Here is a 1407-nt window from a genome sequence, read left to right on the forward strand (position 1 = left end):
CAAGGTCAATCAAGACTATTAGATACGCAATTGGCAGAGCGTTCGACCACAGGATTTTTAACTGCCTCTCAAGTACGAGAAATAAATTCTGAAGCTTGGACCTCCACTTATTATTTCTATGATCAGAAAGGGCGCCCTATAAACGAATACAAAACTAGAGCCCTAGGAGGATATACAAACCAGCAGTACAAATTGGATTTTACTGGACTTAAAGTAAAAGAAGAAATAAGGCATAAGCGAGGAGTTTCTGATCCTGAGACCTTGGTCTCTTACGATTTCTACTACGACCATGCGAAGCGATTGATTTCCAGTAGTCAGAAAGTGAATTCCGGGGTCGATTCATTGTATTCGATTTATTCATATGACAATCTTTCTAGACTCGTTAGTTTATCATTTGGGGATGAGGCGATTGAGGCGACAAATTACAAATACAACATACGGGGTTCACTTTTGGGGATAAATCTAAATAGCAATTCTCAATTGGATACCTTGAAACTATTTAGCCAACGCCTTTATTACGATACTTTGGATGCTAATTTTAATGGAGTTCGAAATTACAATGGAAATATCTCACAAACTTCATGGCACACGAATTTCAGTATAAGTAAGAATAGCATACGAAACTATTCCTATTCGTATGACGGGGTAAATCGATTGGTCTCATCGCAGTACCAAAGTACGGGATCTGATGCAGGCTTTTACAATGAGCAGCAGACCTACGATGCAAATGGGAACCTCAATACATTAACCCGAAACGCTCCACCCCCAACAGGTACTTCACCCTTACTGATCGATCAATTGACATACAGCTATACTGGCAATCGATTAACCAAGGTTCTTGATCAAAGTAGCCAAATGAAAGGGTACCCTCTAGGAGGGGGTCAAATAAACTACGATGCGAATGGCAATATGACCACGCATCCTGACCGAGGAATCACAGCAATTCAATATAATTATTTGAATTTACCTTCCCAAATCACCCAAGACGGAGCAAGTTTAAGTTACTCCTACTTAGCGAGCGGCGAAAAGGTTAAATTCATTTCACCCACGAGCACAAGAGAGTATCTCGATGGATTTCATTATGTAAATGGTATCCTGAAATTCTTCCAAACAGACCAAGGGTATTATGATTTTGATAAAAATGCATATATTTACAATCAGCTCGATCATTTAGGAAATGTTCGACTGAGTTATTGGAAGAATCCAACGGGGGTCATTGAGGTTTTGCAGGAATTAAATTATTATCCATTCGGATTAACATTTGACGAGAATAATCTAGGAAATATTGCTTCGTCCGATTATAATTATAAGTACAACGGTAAGGAACTACAGGTAACAGGAATGTATGACTACGGCGCACGTTTTTACATGCCGGATCTAGGAAGATGGAGTGTTGTGGATCCGCTG

1 protein-coding gene is annotated in these 1407 nt (G+C 39.5%); it reads left to right on the forward strand.

Features of this window, described 5'->3' with window-relative positions; genetic code table 11:
• Positions 1 to 1407 (forward strand): RHS repeat domain-containing protein (locus ACX3PZ_RS10565; RefSeq protein ID WP_459112761.1); only part of this gene is annotated, 1407 nt, incomplete at both ends.

This window comes from Chryseobacterium sp. A321 (genome assembly GCF_054489265.1).